This is a genomic window from Clostridium aestuarii, from assembly GCF_026735135.1.
GTDB lineage: Bacteria > Bacillota > Clostridia > Clostridiales > Clostridiaceae > Clostridium_H > Clostridium_H aestuarii.
Genome location: NZ_JAPQER010000005.1, coordinates 77,312 through 95,577, shown reverse-complemented (window position 1 = coordinate 95,577; position 18,266 = coordinate 77,312). Strand labels below are relative to the sequence as shown.

18 protein-coding genes, 2 tRNA genes and 1 other annotated feature are annotated in these 18,266 nt (G+C 27.2%); of the genes, 7 read left to right on the top strand and 13 right to left on the bottom strand.

The annotated features are described in order from the left end of the window. Positions 1-72: 72 nt before the first annotated feature. Genes OW763_RS12255 through hydG form a run of 4 tightly spaced genes read right to left on the bottom strand, consistent with a single transcriptional unit; the run spans position 73 to position 3,306 of the window. On the bottom strand, positions 73-810 hold the full coding sequence (locus tag OW763_RS12255; protein ID WP_268041431.1) for an ABC transporter ATP-binding protein: 738 nt from the start codon (positions 808-810) through the stop codon (positions 73-75). Next, the gene (locus OW763_RS12250) at positions 779-1,561 is read right to left on the bottom strand and encodes an ABC transporter permease (protein WP_268041430.1); all 783 of its coding nucleotides are present in this window, start codon (positions 1,559-1,561) and stop codon (positions 779-781) included. The genes OW763_RS12255 and OW763_RS12250 overlap by 32 nt, the downstream gene beginning before the upstream one ends. Beyond that, positions 1,542-1,886 (bottom strand): hypothetical protein, encoded by a 345-nt coding sequence (locus OW763_RS12245; RefSeq protein ID WP_268041429.1) that lies wholly within the window; start codon positions 1,884-1,886, stop codon positions 1,542-1,544. Before OW763_RS12245 ends, OW763_RS12250 begins: the two co-directional genes overlap by 20 nt. Continuing rightward, positions 1,879-3,306, bottom strand: a complete 1,428-nt coding sequence (gene hydG, locus OW763_RS12240) for a [FeFe] hydrogenase H-cluster radical SAM maturase HydG (protein ID WP_268041428.1) — start codon at positions 3,304-3,306, stop codon at positions 1,879-1,881. The genes OW763_RS12245 and hydG overlap by 8 nt, the downstream gene beginning before the upstream one ends. Before the next feature lie 672 nt (positions 3,307-3,978). Between hydG and OW763_RS12235 the strand changes: the two genes are divergently transcribed. The 3 genes from OW763_RS12235 to brnQ all read left to right on the top strand — a co-directional run bounded on the left by OW763_RS12235 (position 3,979) and on the right by brnQ (position 6,781). Continuing rightward, positions 3,979-4,749: a TSUP family transporter gene (locus OW763_RS12235; protein WP_268041427.1), complete on the top strand. Its 771-nt coding sequence runs from the start codon at positions 3,979-3,981 to the stop codon at positions 4,747-4,749. Positions 4,750-4,827: 78 nt separating this feature from the next. Beyond that, positions 4,828-5,013 carry a hypothetical protein gene (locus OW763_RS12230; protein WP_268041426.1) on the top strand — a complete coding sequence of 62 codons (186 nt, stop codon included), beginning with the start codon at positions 4,828-4,830 and terminating at the stop codon, positions 5,011-5,013. A gap of 96 nt (positions 5,014-5,109) precedes the next feature. Then, positions 5,110-5,402: a binding site (T-box leader), on the top strand. Between the two features lie 95 nt (positions 5,403-5,497). Then, positions 5,498-6,781 (top strand): branched-chain amino acid transport system II carrier protein, encoded by a 1,284-nt coding sequence (gene brnQ, locus OW763_RS12225; RefSeq protein ID WP_268041425.1) that lies wholly within the window; start codon positions 5,498-5,500, stop codon positions 6,779-6,781. A gap of 38 nt (positions 6,782-6,819) precedes the next feature. Here brnQ and OW763_RS12220 read toward each other — a convergent pair. The 4 genes from OW763_RS12220 to OW763_RS12205 all read right to left on the bottom strand — a co-directional run bounded on the left by OW763_RS12220 (position 6,820) and on the right by OW763_RS12205 (position 8,521). Then, positions 6,820-6,893: transfer RNA gene (locus OW763_RS12220), tRNA-Gly, on the bottom strand. A gap of 4 nt (positions 6,894-6,897) precedes the next feature. Next, positions 6,898-6,974 (bottom strand) — tRNA-Ile (locus tag OW763_RS12215). A gap of 179 nt (positions 6,975-7,153) precedes the next feature. Beyond that, positions 7,154-7,501 carry a hypothetical protein gene (locus OW763_RS12210; RefSeq protein ID WP_268041424.1) on the bottom strand — a complete coding sequence of 116 codons (348 nt, stop codon included), beginning with the start codon at positions 7,499-7,501 and terminating at the stop codon, positions 7,154-7,156. An 18-nt stretch (positions 7,502-7,519) separates the two neighbouring features. Further along, positions 7,520-8,521 carry a lysylphosphatidylglycerol synthase transmembrane domain-containing protein gene (locus OW763_RS12205; protein WP_268041423.1) on the bottom strand — a complete coding sequence of 334 codons (1,002 nt, stop codon included), beginning with the start codon at positions 8,519-8,521 and terminating at the stop codon, positions 7,520-7,522. Positions 8,522-8,710: 189 nt separating this feature from the next. Between OW763_RS12205 and OW763_RS12200 the strand changes: the two genes are divergently transcribed. The 3 genes from OW763_RS12200 (at position 8,711) to OW763_RS12190 (ending at position 13,107) form a co-directional block, all read left to right on the top strand. Then, on the top strand, positions 8,711-9,907 hold the full coding sequence (locus OW763_RS12200; RefSeq protein WP_268041422.1) for a pyridoxal phosphate-dependent aminotransferase: 1,197 nt from the start codon (positions 8,711-8,713) through the stop codon (positions 9,905-9,907). Between the two features lie 276 nt (positions 9,908-10,183). Beyond that, a complete protein-coding gene (locus OW763_RS12195) occupies positions 10,184-12,214 on the top strand; it encodes a methyl-accepting chemotaxis protein (RefSeq protein ID WP_268041421.1) in 2,031 nt (676 codons plus the stop codon). A gap of 134 nt (positions 12,215-12,348) precedes the next feature. Then, positions 12,349-13,107 carry a YwaF family protein gene (locus tag OW763_RS12190; protein WP_268041420.1) on the top strand — a complete coding sequence of 253 codons (759 nt, stop codon included), beginning with the start codon at positions 12,349-12,351 and terminating at the stop codon, positions 13,105-13,107. On the opposite strand, the gene OW763_RS12185 is transcribed toward OW763_RS12190, so the two are convergent. The 5 genes from OW763_RS12185 to OW763_RS12165 all read right to left on the bottom strand — a co-directional run bounded on the left by OW763_RS12185 (position 13,104) and on the right by OW763_RS12165 (position 17,536). Next, a complete protein-coding gene (locus tag OW763_RS12185; protein ID WP_268041419.1) occupies positions 13,104-13,736 on the bottom strand; it encodes a hypothetical protein in 633 nt (210 codons plus the stop codon). The genes OW763_RS12190 and OW763_RS12185 overlap by 4 nt on opposite strands. Before the next feature lie 228 nt (positions 13,737-13,964). Further along, positions 13,965-14,840: a pyridoxamine kinase gene (locus OW763_RS12180; protein WP_268041418.1), complete on the bottom strand. Its 876-nt coding sequence runs from the start codon at positions 14,838-14,840 to the stop codon at positions 13,965-13,967. Positions 14,841-14,856: 16 nt separating this feature from the next. After that, the gene (locus OW763_RS12175; RefSeq protein WP_268041417.1) at positions 14,857-15,786 is read right to left on the bottom strand and encodes a radical SAM protein; all 930 of its coding nucleotides are present in this window, start codon (positions 15,784-15,786) and stop codon (positions 14,857-14,859) included. 173 nt (positions 15,787-15,959) lie between these two features. Then, on the bottom strand, positions 15,960-16,502 hold the full coding sequence (locus OW763_RS12170; RefSeq protein WP_268041416.1) for an ECF transporter S component: 543 nt from the start codon (positions 16,500-16,502) through the stop codon (positions 15,960-15,962). 125 nt (positions 16,503-16,627) lie between these two features. Next, the gene (locus OW763_RS12165) at positions 16,628-17,536 is read right to left on the bottom strand and encodes a DUF2156 domain-containing protein (protein ID WP_268041415.1); all 909 of its coding nucleotides are present in this window, start codon (positions 17,534-17,536) and stop codon (positions 16,628-16,630) included. Between the two features lie 198 nt (positions 17,537-17,734). On the opposite strand from OW763_RS12165, the gene OW763_RS12160 reads away from it, so the two are divergent. Further along, the gene (locus OW763_RS12160) at positions 17,735-18,262 is read left to right on the top strand and encodes a DUF6512 family protein (protein WP_268041414.1); all 528 of its coding nucleotides are present in this window, start codon (positions 17,735-17,737) and stop codon (positions 18,260-18,262) included. Positions 18,263-18,266: the final 4 nt, after the last annotated feature.

Genomic DNA, 18,266 nt, shown 5'->3' with positions numbered 1-18,266 from the left:
AATTTCCCCCATTTATTTTATTTATTACATAAATTGCATGCAACTAAGTATTTGTGGATTTATTTAATTTTCTTAATTAAACAAGTAATTTAAAATTTCTTCTCTAATATTAAAGATTTCTCTTGAACTTATTTCACGAGGATAAGATAATTTTACAGGAATTTCTTTTATTACTTTACCTTTATCCATCATAACAACTTTTTGCCCCAAATAAACAGCTTCATCAACATCATGAGTAACAAAAATTATAGTCTTTTTATGTTTAAGAAAAATATCTATAATTTCATTTTGAAGTTTTCGTCTATTAAAAGCATCTAAAGCTCCTAATGGCTCATCCATAAGAATTACATCTGGATTATAACACAGTGTTCTTCCTAAAGCAGTTCTTTGTGCCATTCCTCCAGAAATTTGTGACGGATATGCATTTTTAAATTTAGTTAATCCTAGCATTTCTAGATATCCATTAACCTTTTCTTCTATTTGATCCTTATTTAAATTCTTTATTAATGGAAAAGCCATATTTTCTTTTACTGTAAGCCAAGGCATAAGCCTTGCTTCTTGAAAAACAATACTAACTTTCAGAGAATCTAATTTTTCCTTATCATAATCATCAAAAATTATTTCTCCCTCTGTTTTTTCTTCTAGTCCACATAGAATTCTAAGCAAAGTAGTTTTACCACATCCACTTTTACCAACTATGGTTACAAAACTTCCATCCTCAATATCTAAATCAACAGAAGATAACGCCTTTACTCGCCTTGATTCAATATTAAATACTTTAAATAAATTCCTTATTTTCACTCCCGCCATAGTTCGCCTTCCTTCTATCTATATGAATGAATATATTAGTTATCTTAATAAAAATATAGTCAACACAACATCCTACAATACCTATTGTGAAAATCCCAACTATTATGATATCTGGTCTTGATAATTGTTCTGCATCATTTATCATATACCCAATACCTGTAGAAGCTGCAATAAGTTCCGCTGCTACTAAAGACCTCCAACTATATCCAAGCCCTAGTTGCATTCCAACTATTATAGAAGGCATTGCCTGCGGTAAAATTATTTTAAAAAATTCCTGTTTCTTATTAAAATCAAAAACTTTTCCTACTTCAATAAGCTTTCCATCACAATTCATAACACCGTTTAAAGTATTCAAAAACACAGGAAAAAAAGTTGCCAAAACTATAACTGATATTTTTGATATTTCCCCTATTCCAAACCAAAGTATAAGCATAGGAATAAGTGCAATAGGCGGAATATGTCTTATAAATTCCAATATAGGTTCTAAATATTCATACACTTTTTTCTTCATTCCAACTATAATAGCAAGAGGAAATGCTATTACAAAAGTTATGCAAAATCCTATAAAAACTCTATATAAGCTCACACCTAAGTGCTTAATAAGCAATCCTTTTTTTATTAAATTCCAAGCAGTTTGCACCACTCTTTCTGGTGCTGGAATTATATAAGAATTAAACATATTAAATTTAGAACCACTCCACCATAGTATCAAAATTAAAATAGGTACAATGCTACCTTTTAATTTCTTCATTTTCTTTCTCCATTGATGCAATATTCTTAAAAAGTGCTCCAATAGCATTTTTTTCATAGTCAGAAACATTATTAAAATTTTGCATTACTAAAACATACCTCTCATTAATCCTTATTATTTCAGAAGGTTTAAAAAGTTCTTTGCCAGCACCTAATATATAAGATATTCTTTTTCCAATATTTTCTGCAAAAGATATCTGCGTACCAGGATAGTAATCTACTATAGAATTACATACAATTTGTAGAGCACTTTTTAAACTTTCATTTTCAATAGCTCTTTTTGATGTATTTTCTATAAATCTATAAAACTCCTGTTTTTTACACATAAATATCCCTCTTACCTTGTTCAATACTCTTAAGCTTTTCTTCTACTAATTTTTTTCTATCAGGCTCCAAATCCTCAAGATGTTTTTTGATTGATTCTTCCCCAGCTGTTTTGGTTTCTGGTGAAGCATAATCTAATAAATATTCTTTAAAGGTCAATATTGCATTAGGCATACAATAGTTATGAACAAGTCCTGGTTTACAAAGCCCCATGAATTTTTTACCAGTTCGTGCTGTTCTATATCCTGCTGTACAAAAGGAAGGAATACAGCCTTCTATACAAACATCTCTTATAGTTTCATCTAAAGATCTCATGTCTCCTAATTGGAACTGCTCTTTCTCAGGTACATAACCTTTCTCAAATTCCTTATATCCGCCTACACCAATTCTTGAACCAGCATCTACCTGCGAAACACCTAATGGAATTACTTCTTTTCTAACTTCTGGTCTTTCTCTAGCTGTTAAAATCATACCTGTATATGGTACTGCTAGTCTTATTATAGCTACTATTTTCTTAAAATTTTCATCAGAAACCTTATATTTAGGGTTTTGAGTAAATGGTGTATCTAAAGCAGACTCTATTCTTGGAAATGAAATAGTATGTGGTCCTACTCCACCAAAAGTTTCTTCTAAATGAATTGTATGATATAAAAGTCCCATTACTTCAAATTTCCAATCATATAATCCAAATAAAGCTCCTATTCCAACATCATCAATTCCTGCTTTCATTGCTCTATCCAAGCCATAGATTCTCCACTTATAATTACTTTTTCTATCTCCTTTTGGATGAAGTTTTGCATATGTTTCATGATGATATGTTTCTTGGAAAATTTGGAAAGTTCCTATGCCCGCATCATGAAGTTTCTTGTATCCTTCAATCTCTAATGGAGCAGCATTAATATTTACTCTTCTAATTTCTCCCTTATCTTTTTTCACATCATAGACAGTTTTTATGGTTTCAACCATAAAATCAGCATCATAATCAGAATGTTCTCCATATACTAATATCGATCTTTTATGTCCTGCTTTTTCTATTATTTCAACTTCTTTTCTTAATTCATCCATAGTTAAGGTTTTTCTAACAATAGATTTGTTATCTTTTCTAAACCCACAATACAAGCAATTGTTTTCACATTTATTTCCTATATATAGTGGTGCAAAAAATACTATTCTTTTGCCATAAACATCTTCTTTTATTTTTCTAGCAAGTTTAAACATATCTTGTAATAATTCTTCATCCTCTACTTGTAAAAGCTTTGCTACTTCTTCAGGTTCAAGTCTAATTTTTTTTTCAGATTTTTTTAAAATTCTTCTTATTTCTGATGGATTAGGATTTTTAGAATTATTAAGCTGTTTCCATATTTTTTCATCATCAATAAAATCTTTTCCTTCTAAATACTCCTCTTTAATTTTACCTAACATAATCTCCTCATATCCTTCCTCAAAATTTATTTTTTATAAAATAAAAAAACTTTCCTCAAATGGAAAGTTAGGCTTACATAAAATACAATTAATAATTAGAAATCAATAGTTTTAAATATATAGGTGTAAAAATTAGTTAAAGTTTCCCAAAGCAAGGTTAACTTCAAGATTAATTAAACACTACAAAGCTCTCAACCATTAATTCTTGATTATTAATTTTTAACTCTTTATAACCTAATCCCTCTGCAAATCAGATTTCTCTTTTATGTAAGGTATTATTTTTTTAATGAACAAATTCCTTAAGGATTTCCTCAAAAAATTTGAACTCATATACAATTTAATATTATTATATCATAAATATGGAAATACTTCATGTTAACTACTATATCAAACTGAATAAATAATATTATTTATATGTTATCCATTATATTGCTTTTATTTGAATACATGTAAGATTTTAAAATCAGAAAATTAAAGAATATGCTAAAAAACTACCTACCCCAAAAGACTTTTATTATGTTTATAATTTGGAGAATATTAAAAAGCCTATAGTAATATGTAAAAAGCACTAAATATGCCACCATTATAAAATTTATTTAACAAACTATATAAATATTTCAAGAAATGTAGTAAAATATGTGTGAATTTATTTTAATTAGGCGGTGGCTTTATATGATAACAACTTCTCTGATTACAAAAATGTTTTTTCTATGCGTAGCAGGATTTTTAGCTTCTTTTGTAGATTCTATTGCTGGAGGCGGTGGAATAATTAGCGTACCTGCTTTTCTTGCTGCAGGAGTTCCTGCACATTTAGCACTTGGAACAAATAAATTTTGTTCCACTACAGCTTCATTTACAAGTTCTTTAAAGTTTGCTAAATCAAAAAAAGTTAACTTTAATTTACTTAAATATCTGATTCCTTTTACATTTTTAGGTGCTGTATTAGGTGTAAACACTGTTTTAAAAGTTGATGAAAGTTTTCTTCAAACTTTAGTATTAATTTTGGTTTTGTCAGTAGGTGTATACAGTGTCTTTTCTAAATCACTAGGAATGGAAAACAAGTTTAAAAAAGCAACTAAATTAAATGTATGTTTAGGAATCATTCTTGCATTTTCCTTAGGATTTTATGATGGTTTTTTTGGACCTGGAACTGGATCATTTCTAATTTTTGGTCTTATAAAAATCTTTGGATTTGATTTTGTTCAAGCAGCTGGCAATGCAAAATTTTTAAATTTCATAAGCAATATTGCTTCCCTAATTCTTTTTGCAATACATGGTGAAATTTATTATGCTCTTGGCATTCCAATGATAATATTTATGATATTAGGAGCAAGATTAGGAACTTCACTTGCTATTAATAAGGGTTCAAAACTTATCAAACCTATATTTATAACAATGTCATTATTAGTTGCTGGTAAATTGGTAATAACTAATTTTATATAGTAACTAGTAAAGGAAATAATTAGCTTATACTCATATATAATAAAATGTTGATACAATATATTGTAAGGAGGATAACAAATGCAGGTAGATATATATTTAAAAAGTTCTAGAGATCCTTTAATAATAAAAAGTGATAGAATAGATATAAAAGACTTTGAAAATGAAGGTGTGAAATATAAACAAATTAGATATTTCAAAAACTATACAAGTAAAAGCATTTACATCAAAGAATCGGATATAAAAACAATAAAAAAGCGCTCTTAAAAAGATTTTTTTCACTTATTGCAAAATTTTATAAATTATATTGACAATATATTAAAATACTATTATAATGATGACTAACCTATTATAAAATTTAAATACAAAGCTATGACAGAGAGAAAAATATCTTTATTTAACTACAGCGAGCTAATATTTGGTGAAAATTAGCGTTAAAGGGATATATACTAGTAGCTCTAGAGCTGCCAATTCGAAAGATTTTTCTAATAAATTTAGTAGATGCGGACGGTTGCCGCCGATATACGGATATGGTTCGATTGTAATATTTATTTTAAATGTCTAAAACTTTAAATTACATCCGACCTGAATAATAAGACAGTTACTACAACTGTGAATTAGGGTGGTACCACGAATGTTAATCTTTCGTCCCTAAGAATATGAAGATATATTCTTAGGGATGGAAGATTTTTTTATTTAATTTATAAAAACCTAAAAAAAACATAATATAATACAAAGGGAGGCTAAAAAAATGAAAAAAAGGAATAATGATATTTTAGTATTAGGCGTAGCTTTATTTGCTATGTTTTTTGGGGCTGGGAATTTAATTTTCCCTCCATCTTTAGGACTTTTCGCAGGTAAAAATTGGGTGATTTGTGGTGTAGGTTTTTTCATAACCGCTATAGGTATGCCACTTCTAGGTATAATTGCAGCTTCTAAAGCTGGGGGTACAATTTATGATGTAGGTAACAAAGTTGGACCTATTTTTAGTAAAATTTTTGCTACTATAATAATACTTGCTATAGGACCTCTACTTGCAATCCCAAGAACAGGTGCTACAACTTATGAATTAGGTATAAAACCTATTTTCCCTGGAATTAGTCCTGTAGTTGCATCTATAATATTCTTTGGACTTACACTTTATTTTGTTATTAAACCTTCTCAAATTGTAGATAAAATAGCTAAAATACTTACTCCTCTACTACTGATAATGGTATTTATTATAATAATTAAAGGTATTATATCACCTATTGGAGCACCAACTAATCCTATTTCTGTATCTCCATTATCTAAAGGATTTACTGAAGGTTATCAAACAATGGATGCTTTAGCTTCTTTAGTATTTGCCAGTGTAATATTAAACTCTGTTATAAACAAAGGATATAAAGAACAAAAAGAACAAATAAGCTTAACTATAAAAGCTGGAATAATAGCGGCCATAGGTCTTGCTCTTGTATATGGTGGTTTAATATATTTGGGAGCTTCAACTAATAGTATTTTTCCCGTTGACAAAAACAAATCAGATTTACTAATCTCAATAACAAATACTTTATTAGGTGACTTTGGTAAAATAGCTCTTGGAATAGTTGTTTCACTTGCATGTCTTACTACTTCAATAGGACTTACAGCAACTGTAGGAGACTTTTTTAACAAATTAAGTAATAACAAACTAAGTTATTCCTCTATTGTAATTTCAACTGTTGTTTTTAGTGCAGTTTTTGCAAATGTAGGAGTTGAAAAAATTGTTATACTTGCTGTACCTCTATTAGTGGCAGTATATCCTTTAGCCGTTGTACTTATTTTAATGAATATTTTTGATGATTATATACCAAAAACTGCTTATATTGGTGCTGTTATTGGTGCATTAGTTATAAGTTTATATGATGGAATTTCAGCTGCTGGTATTGATATAACTTTTGTTGGAAATATAATAAGTAAACTACCTTTTGCAAGTGAAGGCTTTGCTTGGATTATACCTACAGTTATAGGCGCTTTAATTTCAACATTACTATTAAAAAATACGCAAACTACTTAAAATAAAAAGAACACCTTAATTTGGTGTTCTTTTTATTTTGGAGCGGGTAAGGGGAATCGAACCCCTATGTTCAGCTTGGGAAGCTGACGTTCTACCATTGAACCATACCCACACGTTGGTGGGTCTAAATGGACTCGAACCATCGACCTCACGCTTATCAGGCGTGCGCTCTAACCAGCTGAGCTATAGACCCATATATTATTAAATTTATTGATTTTTCAATTTCTAACAACGAAGGTTATTTTATCATAAATCTTATCCTAATGCGTTTTTATAACTTCATTTATACCAAATCATTTATAATATGCTTTATTTTCCTTTATATATTAAAAAAATACATATAATGATACACTTGGATATGTTTTAACATTTTTACTTACTGGATATTTTCATTTCCGCGAAATATTCTCTGTTTTTCAATTGTATAAAATGATCGTTATAATCTATTTCAAAGTTAGCTATAGTTGAATATAAATCTGAACCACTTAAAAAATGAATAGTACCTATATTGTTATCTTCTAAAATACAAAACCTGATGAGTACACTTGTTACTAAAGGAAATTGTAATCTAGAATTTAAACATTTAGGAGAATTATCTAAATATACATTAATACATCTACCTTCTAAATGAATTAATATATCTATATTATACCTATCTTTTTTTATTTCTTTCATATTAAAGTCACTGACAATACAAAATTGACCATTTTCATAAATCATAATATACCTCCATTTATATCAACAATAGTTCTTCTCTTTTATTGTAAATATACTTCCAACTACTATACACAGATAATAAGTAATAAATCTCCAGATTAATATTGCAACTACTATAGTATGACCTTTAAAGAACATACCAAACAACAAATAAAACCCTCCCTCTGAGCCTCCTGAAGCACCTGGAAGAGGAATAATAGTAACGACCATATTTAAAAAAGTAGCAGCTGCAACCATATTCCAAAAATGTGCTAAATTCATATTAAAACTCCTATAAATAAAATAAGGTATAATAAAATATGAAGTTAGCTGAATTGCAGTAACTAAACTAACTATGATTAGTATTTTAAAATTTTGAGTTATTAATAATGCATTTTTATTAAAATTGTTCAATTCCTCTTCTATTCTTTCTAATATTTTCTGTGTATTCTTAACTACACGAATTTTATTTAAAATCAAAAATACAAATCTAAGTATAACTCTAGTAGTTTTTTTATTGATAGAAGCTAAAACTAAAAACAAAATAACTACGGCATTTAAAGAAAACCCCAAGATAGCTAAATAAAAGAAATTAGTTAGCTTAACTTTAAAAAAAGTACATTTTAGTATGATTATAATCAAAGAATATAGAGCTAAAACACATTGATATACAATTAATTTCATAGCTAAAATTGAACTTGCTGTACCACATTGAATCTTTTTTTTCATCATAAAATATACTTGAGCTGGTTGCCCTCCTGAATAAAAAGGCGTAATAGAATTAAAAAACTGCCCAATCATTGTCATTCTAAAAGATTCCATTATTTTTTGTTTTATGTGTAGCGATTTTGCAAGTATATTTAAAATAATACTGTCTAATAACCAATATATAAACATACACAATATAGCTAATATAATCCATAAACAGTTTACGTTCTTCAGCTGATAAATTAAATTTTCTAATCCATTTGTGGATATAACCAAAAACATAAAAATAACAGCCGTTATAATTATTATTGCTATATTAAAAATTCTATTCTTCATTTAGATTATCTCCTTTAAATTTATTTTTAATAATTATATGACATATAATATGTGATTTATCTGCATAATAAATTATATATTATATGTTCATCTTTTTTCAACATTATAGTTATTATATTTTAATATTGAATAAGTATAATTTTTAGAGTATACTTATTATCATATTAAAATTATTATGGGGGCCTTTGTATGAAAATATCGAACAGAGTTTTAGACATGAATTTTTCTCCTATACGAAAACTTGTTCCTTTAGCACACAACGCTGAAAAAAAAGGAATAAAAGTGTATTCTCTCAATATTGGACAACCAAATGTAGTTACACCTGATGCATTTTTCGAAGGTCTGGCCAAATATGATGAAAAAATTGTAAAATACTCTGATTCTCAGGGTATAGATATTTTAATAGATAGCTTTATAAAATCTTATAAAAAATGGGATATTGAATTGTCAAAAGATGAAATACTCATAACTCATGGTGGTAGTGAGGCAATTTTATTTGCTTTAATGGCTATATGTGATCCTGGTGATGAAGTTCTAATTCCTGAACCTTTCTATTCAAATTACAATAGCTTTGCTAAAATTGCTTGTGCAAAAGTTGTTCCATTTTTAACTACAATAGAGAATGGATTTCATCTTCCACCTAAAGAAGAAATAGTAAAAAAAATAACCGATAAAACTAGATGTATTTTAATTTCAAATCCTGTAAATCCAACAGGTACTATATACACATATGATGAATTAAAAATGTTAGCTGAAATCGCACAGGAATATGATTTATATATTATTTCAGATGAAGTATATAGACAGTTTGTATACGATAATATTGCATATACATCATTTATGTACATGCATGATATGCTAGACAGAATAATTTTAGTAGACAGTATCTCCAAGCATTATAGTGCTTGTGGTGCAAGAATAGGTTTAGTAGCTTCTAAAAATACCAAACTAATAAAACATATATTAAAATTATGTCAATCAAGACTTTGTGTATCTACAATTGAACAATGTGCTGCTGCAAATTTAATAAATACATTAGATAGCTATATAGAAGATGTAAACACCAAATATAAATCAAGAAGAAATTTAATGTACGACTATCTAAAAAGAATCCCTGGTGTTGTTTGTGATAAGCCTGGTGGAGCATTTTATATGCTAGTTAAACTTCCAGTAGATAATACAGAAAAATTTGCAGAGTGGCTTCTAACAGATTATAGCTATGACAACATGACAATAATGATTGCTCCAGCATCAGGTTTCTATGCTACAGAAGACCTTGGCAAAAATGAAGTTAGATTATCATTCTGTACAAATATTGAAGATATTGAGAATGGTATGATTGTATTAACTCATGCAATTGAAGCTTATAACTCTTTAGAAAAATAGTATAATATACAACTTAATATTAAATTTAAACATAATTAAAAACCATTAGAATATAAAAAATTATATTCTAATGGTTTTATTTTTTATCCTAATAAATTATATATTTAAACAAATTCAACACTTAAAATATCAATATTAAGATAATGTTTTTAAAAAATTTATCTATAAAAAGAGGATTATTACATTTTTTGTTGAATTAACTTTAATATTGAAATTTTGTGTATTTAAACAAAATACACTGTTTATTTCAAATAAAGTAACTATAGGAGGATACCAATGGGAAAATTGAAAAATCTACCACTAAAGTTTAAAATCACATTACTATCACTATTATTACTTCTACTATCTACAATTGTGCTAACAATTTCGATAGTTAATATAGTGGAAAATAAAATGGAATCACAGCTTTCTTCTAGTGGAATAGGTTTAGCAACAGAAATGGCTAACGAAATTCAAAACAGCTATGCAGTAGACAACACTATTCTGGAATTATTGGATGAAAAAATATTAGCATCTGCATATGCAATAGGAGATATGGATATCAATACAATGTCAAATGAAAAGTTAACTAAACTATCAAAACAAATGAACTTAGCAATAATAAACATTGCAAATTCAGATGCAGTAGTTATCTTTTCTAATACGTCACGTAATATTGGACAAAAATATCCAGATAAAAATCCAATGCAGCAATTATTCAAAGGTCAAAAAAAAGTTTTAACCGAAGCTATAAGACAAAGCACTAACGGTGATGGTAAACATTACAAGTTTGGCGCTGTTAATATAGGCAATGGATATTTTATTCAAATAGCAATAAGTGCTGATAAAATTGCTAACCTTCAGCAAAGTATAGGACAACAAAGTATTGTTGAAAAAGCTTCTAAAGCTGATAATGTAAATTTTGCAGTTGTAGTAGATAAAAATCTAACTGCAGTAGCTCATAATGATAAAAATATGATAGGTTCATCTTGTGATGGTGAAGGAAGCAGAACAGCTTCAATAGATGGAAATGTTTATTCAAAAAAACATTATGTTAATAATAAATTAGTTTATGACATTCTTGTTCCAATTAACAACAACGGACAGAATACTGGTTCTATAAATATAGGATTATCCTTAAAAGAACTTAATGAATCTAAACATTCTATAATACTTAGCTCAATATTTTTAGTTACAATAACCATTATCATAACTGCAATATTATTAATATTAGCAATCAAAGCTTCACTAAAACCACTAACTATTTGTGCTGACCATATTCATTTATTATCTGAAGGAAATTTCACTTCAAAAATTCCTGAAAAATTTAAAAATTTTAAAGATGAAATTGGAAACATAGCTAACTCACTTGATAAAATGCAGAGTAATTTAAAAAGATTATTATTAAATATAAAGAATTCATCTAATACTGTATCTGAATCATCAGATAACTTATTTAATATAACCGAAGAATACAATAAAACTACTAATGAAGTATCAAATGCAATAAATCAAGTTGCGTCTAGTGCAGCTACACAAGCAGAAGATACACAAACTGTAGCTGAAAAAACAGACTATTTAGGGGATGTAATCAAAAACACAACTGGATTAGTAGAAGATGTATTTGTTATTTCTCAAGAAACAAACACTTTAAGTGAAAAAGGAAAAGAAATACTGAAAATTTTAAATGACAAAACAACATTAAATAATAATAATATAGTAGGAATTCACAAAATAGTATCAGATGTAGATAAATATGCTAAAGATGCCGAAGCAATAACTGATTTAATTGATAGTATATCAAGCCAAACAAACCTATTAGCATTAAATGCTTCAATAGAAGCAGCTAGAGCTGGTGAAGCTGGTAAGGGCTTTGCTGTAGTAGCTGATGAAATAAGAAAACTAGCAGAAAACACTGTAGATGCAACTAATGATATAAAAAACCTAATAATAAATATACAACAAAAAGCAAATAGTGCTGTTAACGAAATGAATTTTGTAAGTGAAACAGTAAAAGAACAAACTTCATCAATAGACGATACTGAAAATATATTCAATAATACTTCCTCAGCATTAAAAAATCTAGTAAATAAAATGAAGGAACTTAAAGAATATGCAGAAAATATGGAAAACAGTAAAAATGAAATAATCTCAGCAATACAAAACATATCAGCAATCACAGAAGAAACATCAGCAAGTACCGAAGAAGTATCTGCTTCTGCACAGGAACAATTAGCTGGTATAGAAAATTTAGTATCTACTGCTGAATCATCAAAAACTCTTGCAGAAACTCTTCAAAATGAAATAGACAAATTTAAATTTGAATAAAAATACATTATTAAATTAAATTTGTATACATAAAATTAGAGATATAAAAAGCAACATTTTATATCTCTAATTTTTTTTGATTTTTTCACTAAAATTTAATATAATTGCAATATATAAAACAGGAGGCTATAGATATGAAATTTGACATTAGTATGTTTTGGAAATCAACAACTAACAATTCTCAATTTGAAAGTTTTTCAAATGGACATGTGTTATCTTTAACAATCATTATATCAATTATTTTATTAATATACTTTAATAAAGAAAAACTAAAAAACAAACATTCAAGAAAAATTATAGGTTCCTCTTTAGCAGTAATTTTACTTTTACAGCAAATTCTATTGTATTTATGGTATATAGATAGTGGTAATTTTACACTAAAAGAATCTCTTCCTTTATATACATGTAGAATATGTGAAATACTATGTATATTTATGGTTATAAAAGGAAATCGCAAACTCTTTGACATAGTTTATTTTTGGGGAGTTAGCGGAGCTTCTATAGCCCTATTAACCCCTGATACTTCTGGATTTAAATTTCCTCACATAATGTACGTTCAATTTTTTATTGGACATGGCTGTATTTTAATTTCTATAGCATTTATGTTTTTTGTATATAACTATATACCAACTATAAATTCCTTAAAAAGGACCTTTAAGTGGTCGTTTATATACATATTTATTGTTGGAGGATTTAATTACTTAGTTAATGGAAATTACTCTTATTTGAGACAGAAACCATTAACATCATCTCCTCTAGATTATTTACCTCCTTATCCTTATTACATTCCTATTTTTGTTGGATTTATATTTACGTTATTTATAATTTTATATTTACCTTTTCATTTTCATTCCATAAAATCTAGTTTACCAAAGCAGCAAGAAGTTACCTAATTCTTCTTGCTACTTTCATCATAAAGTTGTTTCATATATTGATTTAAGATTTTTAATCTACCTTTAATACTTTTAATTTCTTTTTCTTTATGTATGCAATCTTTATTCAGCTTTCCTATAATCTTGTTACTCTTATTTATTTTATTATCCACTCTCTTCTTTTGACTAAACAAATCATATATTTCATTAACCAAATCCTCCCTTTTCAAACTATGATCATATATTTGATTTTGTATGTTTTTTATATCACCATATTTTTTAATGATTTTTATATACTTAGGTATAACAATCATTTTTAACTTATCTACTTTCTTTCTAGACATTAATATTCTTAATATATTTTTAAGTTCTCTTATTTTATTTTTTTCCATATTCAATTTACATTCTGTATCCCTAACAGATTTTTTTATATAATCTAATTTTTCTTTATTTAATTCAATACTTTCCTTTAAATTTATATTTTCTTGTTTATTAATTTTAATGGTATTTTCTTTAATCTTAATTTCATTTAATGCATTATTAGTATAATTATCTACTTTATCATAGCTAAATTCATCCACTTTTATAAATGCACAAATTTTCCTCATAATAAATTCTATATCCGTTAAATTTGAATTTTCATCTTTCATAATTTCTCCCCTCTATATTTTGAAATAATAATACCGTTAAAATTTTTATATAAATTTTTTATTTTAAAATAGGTTTATATATATTAAAATAATACATTTAATTAATCCAAACAACAAAATTGATGAAATTGCATAATTATGAGAGAAAAACAATAAACATTTATTATAAAACACAAACAGCACCTACATTTTTTATGTGGATGCTGTTTTAACATATCTAAACTCATTTTACTCCAACAATTCATAACTACTTACAATAACAGGCATTTTTAAATTTCCAAGTACTCTCTCCAATAAAACGCCTTCTCTTTGAGGATATTGGAAGCCGTAGCTAGCCTTAATTGATGCCGTTATAAATTGCACTCCTCTATCTAATGCAATTGGTAAACTATCTCCTTGTAATAAGCTTCCAACAATTACACTAGTAAATATATCTCCTGTTCCAGGAAAATGAGCAGGAATATATCTACAACTAACTTTCCAAAATTTTTTATATTCGCTGTCATAAGCAATAACACTTGTATTTTTTTGTAATTTATTATCAGGAACACTAGTAATAATCACTATTTTAGGTCCCATATCAGATAATTCAACTAGCCACTCTTTTATTTCTTCATCTGTAATATTATTTGTATAATCTTTACCCAAAAGATATGCCGCTTCTGTAAAATTAGGAGTTATAATATCTGCTTTTCCAACTAGTTTCTTCATATTTTCTACCATTTCTATACCCATAGTACTATATAACTCACCGTTGTCAGCCATAACTGGATCTATTACTACTAGATTATCTTTATTTTCAAACATATCTATAAATTTTAAAACTATTTCTATTTGTTTAGTTGATCCTAAAAAGCCACTATAAATACAATCAAATTCTATATCTAATTTTCTCCAATGTTCAATATACTTTTCCATTGAATCTGTTAAATCAACAAAACTAAAATCTTCAAACCCTCCAGTATGAGTTGATAAAATAGCCGTTGGTAACGGACAAACTTGCGCCCCCATCATTGATAAAACCGGTATAATAACTGATAATGATGACCTTCCGAAACCAGATAAATCATGAATTGCAGCGACTCTTTTAACAGTTCTTATCATATGCTTTTACCACCTTTCATATGTTTAATCTATAAGTATTATATCCTTTATATTCTACTGTTTGTACATTATTATCATTTTTCAATCTTGTAAAAATTTCTTCTATATTACTACATTTTCTAGATTCCAAGAATTTTCTAATTTCATATTGATTCATAGGATGTCTTCTTATAATGCTTAATATCGCTTCATAATCATCCTCTACTTCACTAAAAAAGCCTTCTGAATCAAGCATATCTATAGATATGCCACCTAATATATTAACAGCTAATTCTATTGATTGCTTTGATGCTTGTTTGACCCATTCTTCTGCTGGTGGTCTAACAGGAGTGTTTATATACAATCTACTATATTTTATATTATTTAACACTTCCTTGATTTCTATTAAAGATTTTTCATCATCATTTAAATCTTTAATAATCATTACTTCTAACCATAATTCACCCTTATATTCTTTTGAAAACTCTACTAATCCTTGATAAACTTCTTCATATTTAATTTTTCCATAAGGTCTATTTACCTTTTTAAAAATATTTTCATTATGAGCATCTAAAGATGGAAGAACTATATCTGCATTCATTAACTCTTTTCTTACTTCTTTATCATATAAAAGCGCACTATTTGTAATAACTGCAATAGGTTTAGAAGTCAGTTTTTTTAACTCTAATATAAGTTCACCTAATTTTGAATACAATGTAGGCTCTCCTTCTCCTACTATTGTTACTACATCAAACTTAAATTGTTCTTTTAAGTACTCTTTAAACTCATCTAATATATCCGAAAGTTTAAAAAATTCACTGCGCTGATTTGTCATTCTGTCAGTTCTTCCAAGCTGACAATAGGCACAAGAATAATTGCATGCTTTTCTTGGAATAGGACTTACCCCAACAGAAAGGCCCATTCTTCTTGAAGGTACTGGTCCAAAAATGTACTTAAATTCTTTCATATTAAAAACTCCTTTGTATATCTAGTATAGTACATCCTACACTGACTAAATTTATTACTTTTTACTTATACTATATATAATTAACATAGTCTATAGTATACTACTTATTTATGATATATATCTAAACTTTAAAAACTATAACACTCGGAAATTTAAGTTTCAAATTTCCAAGTCTATAGTTTAATACCAGTTTTTTTTAATGCAGCAGCTGCTGGTAATCCAAAAATCATTGCAGCAACAATTTGTACAATCATTCCTGGTATAGATGTTATTGGTGAAAACCAGTTCCCATAAATAAAAACCTCAGCCATATAGTAACCAGCAATCATCCACACGCCACCAAACAATACACCTATGAAATTCCATAAGATACTGTTACCATTTCTCCCTTTGGCATATGCCATAGTTCCTATAATATATGCCATGTAACCTTTAATTACAAAGGTGAATGGAGCCCACTGTGCTCCTCCTGTGATTAAATCGAATAAGCTCATACCAAATGCTGCAGCTATAGTGCCTTTCTTCTTTCCAAAGATAATTGATATAACTACCACCATCGCACTTCCTAAATGAATCAATCCTCCATGTATAGAAATAGGCAAACGAATATTTATAAACATTGTAGCTACAAATACCAAACTAATTAATAATCCTGATAAAACAATATCCTTTGCTTTACTATTAGTATTAATATCTTTTGAACAACTATTATTCATATTATACCCTCCCATAATATCTCAGTATTTAATTTTTGTATATTATCTCACCCATGGGTATAATTGAATTATTTCACAATAATTACAAATAGTCAATTGTATCGATACTTTACTTGGTTTTGTATTTAAAAATCTAAAATATATTTTTTTGCAAACTTTATTGGACGATAAGACATCTTTGACTTTCTAAGTCCAGCAAGTCCCATGTCTTCTTCTCTATTAATTAAACTTATATCATTAAAATATCTTTTTATAAATGTTCTACTTATAAAACTATATATTCCTCTTATATCAGCGTTAGCTTTTTCTATATGGATAATCGCCATTTTATCATTAACTTTTTCTCCAATACTAAAGGCTTGTACACTATTATCTACATAAACTACTAAACCTTTTAATTCTAATTCATCCATATACTTTAAAATTTCCTTTATAGCATTTAATTCATGTATAAGAATTTTATTTTTCTCCTCTTTTCTTTCATACCATATTTCAGCAGCTCTTATACAATCAAAAATAACTTGCTTGTCTAAAATATCTTCTATCCTATAATCATATTTCTTTACAAATGCATTGTAATGATTCTTCTTCTTATGATATTTTTTTCCAGATAACTCAATAAGATTTTTAGCATCATATATATAATCAAAATTATCCTTGCTTTCTTTTTTACAAACCTTAAAATCTTTTCTTGTTTTTTTATATAAATCTTTTACTTTTTTAACAAATTGCCTTTCTAAATCACTGAACAAATAATCCATATTATTTTTTTCTTTATAATCTCTTAAAACTTCTACTAAATTCATCAATTCATTATCGTTATATCCTATTGGCTGTATAAAATAATATTTACCTTCAAAATCTTTCTTTTTTATTATTAAAGTGTCCTTATATATACTATATTGAATGTCACAAGCATCTTTCCACATAAATAATGTTGCAAAGGAATACTCACAGCTTAGAAATTTATACGGTTTTAGATACCTATTAAGAACAGCTCTATCATCAATATCTAATGTTTTAAATTGAAGCATATTATCCCTTCTTTACTTAATAGTTTTTGTTACAATCATTATATGAAGAATACTTGTATTGTTTTACTAACATACTCTATCTTTTTAGTTAAATATATTAATTTTTATCTTGCATAATACAAATTTTCATTTTGGGTATAATTGTACATAATTATTGCTATACATAATATAGTAATAATTATGAAAGGACTTTTAAATTTGAGAAATATAAGAAAATTTGAATTTTGGGGAGTTATTGTTATTTTTATACTAATGAGCATACTTCATTTTCTTTATGAATTTACTGATATTAAATTTTTCACCCCATTCAGTGCAGTAAATGAAAGTGTTTGGGAACACCTAAAAATAGGATTTTTTGCAGCATTTTTTTATGCAATTTTTGAGTATTTTATAGGATTTAAAAATTATCCAAATTTCATTTTTGCTAAAGCAATATCTTTACTTAGCTTACCAATACTAATAACAATAATGTTCTATAGTTATACATGTGTATTGGGAAAAAACGTACTTTGGGTTGATATATTAATTGCATTTTTGTCCATAATAATTAGTCAATGGATAAGCTTTTCTCTCATAACTTCTTCCAAAGATTTTAGCAGTTATACCTTAGTAGCTAATCTATTGATTGTCTTTTTAGTTTTTATTTTTATATTGTTCACATATTATCCACCAAATTGTAGTATTTTCATAGATTCAAGCAAACAAACTTCATATACATTATTATAAATAT

What these genes read in the sequence shown, in the direction of transcription:
- OW763_RS12255 (WP_268041431.1), bottom strand. Translation starts at nt 810, where the DNA reads ATGGCGGGAGTGAAAATAAGGAATTTATTTAAAGTATTTAATATTGAA.
- OW763_RS12250 (WP_268041430.1), bottom strand. Translation starts at nt 1,561, where the DNA reads ATGAAGAAATTAAAAGGTAGCATTGTACCTATTTTAATTTTGATACTA.
- OW763_RS12245 (WP_268041429.1), bottom strand. Translation starts at nt 1,886, where the DNA reads ATGTGTAAAAAACAGGAGTTTTATAGATTTATAGAAAATACATCAAAA.
- hydG (WP_268041428.1), bottom strand. Translation starts at nt 3,306, where the DNA reads ATGTTAGGTAAAATTAAAGAGGAGTATTTAGAAGGAAAAGATTTTATT.
- OW763_RS12235 (WP_268041427.1), top strand. Translation starts at nt 3,979, where the DNA reads ATGATAACAACTTCTCTGATTACAAAAATGTTTTTTCTATGCGTAGCA.
- OW763_RS12230 (WP_268041426.1), top strand. Translation starts at nt 4,828, where the DNA reads ATGCAGGTAGATATATATTTAAAAAGTTCTAGAGATCCTTTAATAATA.
- brnQ (WP_268041425.1), top strand. Translation starts at nt 5,498, where the DNA reads ATGAAAAAAAGGAATAATGATATTTTAGTATTAGGCGTAGCTTTATTT.
- OW763_RS12210 (WP_268041424.1), bottom strand. Translation starts at nt 7,501, where the DNA reads ATGATTTATGAAAATGGTCAATTTTGTATTGTCAGTGACTTTAATATG.
- OW763_RS12205 (WP_268041423.1), bottom strand. Translation starts at nt 8,521, where the DNA reads ATGAAGAATAGAATTTTTAATATAGCAATAATAATTATAACGGCTGTT.
- OW763_RS12200 (WP_268041422.1), top strand. Translation starts at nt 8,711, where the DNA reads ATGAAAATATCGAACAGAGTTTTAGACATGAATTTTTCTCCTATACGA.
- OW763_RS12195 (WP_268041421.1), top strand. Translation starts at nt 10,184, where the DNA reads ATGGGAAAATTGAAAAATCTACCACTAAAGTTTAAAATCACATTACTA.
- OW763_RS12190 (WP_268041420.1), top strand. Translation starts at nt 12,349, where the DNA reads ATGAAATTTGACATTAGTATGTTTTGGAAATCAACAACTAACAATTCT.
- OW763_RS12185 (WP_268041419.1), bottom strand. Translation starts at nt 13,736, where the DNA reads ATGAAAGATGAAAATTCAAATTTAACGGATATAGAATTTATTATGAGG.
- OW763_RS12180 (WP_268041418.1), bottom strand. Translation starts at nt 14,840, where the DNA reads ATGATAAGAACTGTTAAAAGAGTCGCTGCAATTCATGATTTATCTGGT.
- OW763_RS12175 (WP_268041417.1), bottom strand. Translation starts at nt 15,786, where the DNA reads ATGAAAGAATTTAAGTACATTTTTGGACCAGTACCTTCAAGAAGAATG.
- OW763_RS12170 (WP_268041416.1), bottom strand. Translation starts at nt 16,502, where the DNA reads ATGAATAATAGTTGTTCAAAAGATATTAATACTAATAGTAAAGCAAAG.
- OW763_RS12165 (WP_268041415.1), bottom strand. Translation starts at nt 17,536, where the DNA reads ATGCTTCAATTTAAAACATTAGATATTGATGATAGAGCTGTTCTTAAT.